General features: G+C 60.7%; 1 protein-coding gene. It reads right to left on the bottom strand.

Annotation, left to right across the window (positions count from 1 at the left end; all coding sequences use genetic code 11):
* Positions 1-292 precede the first annotated feature (292 nt).
* Positions 293-1,333, bottom strand: a complete 1,041-nt coding sequence (locus FQ320_RS25200; RefSeq protein WP_148475997.1) for an IS110 family transposase — start codon at positions 1,331-1,333, stop codon at positions 293-295.
* Between the last annotated feature and the right edge of the window lie 21 nt (positions 1,334-1,354).

Consider the following 1,354-nt stretch of genomic DNA (forward strand, 5'->3'; position numbering starts at 1 on the left):
GTTTGACTTTTCTGGCCGAGTTTGCGGGTGAGACAGTCGAGGGTATTCCCGTACCGGGATGATGCTTCCGTCCGTAGTCAGCGCGGTGGCTGCCACATCATGCCTGGTCCAAATGCGGCTCCCGTGTGCCTATCTGACACGCGTACTCAGACAGCGGATGTCTGGTGACGAGGCCTCAGGCGGCATCATCGGGGACCGCGTCCCGGTTTGGGACCTCGGTGAAGCCTGCGCGCTTCGGCGCTGCCCAATTCTCCTTCTGTTGAGTTAATCATGTCCAGCTGGCTGTCGACGTTTACGCAGCCGACGTCGCCATTGGCTCGGCGCGCGTAAAGTGGAACTCGGCGCCGTCACGCCACATGCGGTGGAGCACTACCCCGATGCGCCGGGCCAGGGCAACCGTCGCCCGCTTCTTTCCCCGCCTTTGCGCAACACGCAATGCCCAAGCAGTCAGCCAGCTGGGCCGTCCTCGGTTCAACATCACTGTCGCAGCTTGGTAGAGCGCGGTGCGCAAGCTTTCATCTCCTGCCCGTGTGATCTGGCCGATGATGTCCCGCTCACCGGATTGCGCGCGGCGCGGCGTCAATCCGGCCCATGGGCCGACATCCTTCGATGACCGGAACCTGTCCGGATCGTCAATGGCGGATTTCACAGTGAGTGCGACGATTGCACCAACCCCGGGCATTGTCATCATTAGACGGCAGACGGGATCGGATTTGGCGTGATCCCTGACCAGCTTTTCCAGTTTCGCCAATTCACTGCGCAACGCCTCTCGGGCCGTCAGGATCGGACCGGCCGCCGCCTCCAACATGGGGTTACCATCGGTCAGCTCGCGAACCCGTTCTTCGAAACGGCCCTTTGGAATCCTGCCCATTTTCAGCCCGAAGTTGCGCAGCACACCGCGCATCGACAGCTCAAGGTTTATGGTGGCTTGCTGAATCGATTTGCGCGTCGTCAGGACCGCCCGTATTTCCTGCGCCGACACTGATTTGCAATGGACCGGCCGGAACCAGCCCATCTGCAGGAGCCGTGCGATACCTTCTGCATCCCGGCGGTCGGTCTTGATCGGCATCGCTTTCAATGCCCCCTTCACCTGACGTGTTTCCATCAGAACGGTGTCGAAGCCGGCCTCTGTCAGATGCTTGTGCAACCATTGCGACAGCGGTCCCGCTTCGAGACCCACAGCGATGACGTTGCCCGACAGGGCGCGCAGAGCCGCCACCAAATCCTCCGGTTCGCTGGAAGCCGTCGTTTCCTTGGCCACCTTCCCATGCGCGTTCAGAACGCAGATCGCAGTGCTTGCCAAAGAGACGTCCAAACCGATAAAGTGATCCATGTCGTTGCCCTTTCATTCTGT

It is taken from the genome of Oceaniovalibus sp. ACAM 378 (assembly GCF_008085915.1).
Lineage (GTDB): Bacteria > Pseudomonadota > Alphaproteobacteria > Rhodobacterales > Rhodobacteraceae > Oceaniglobus.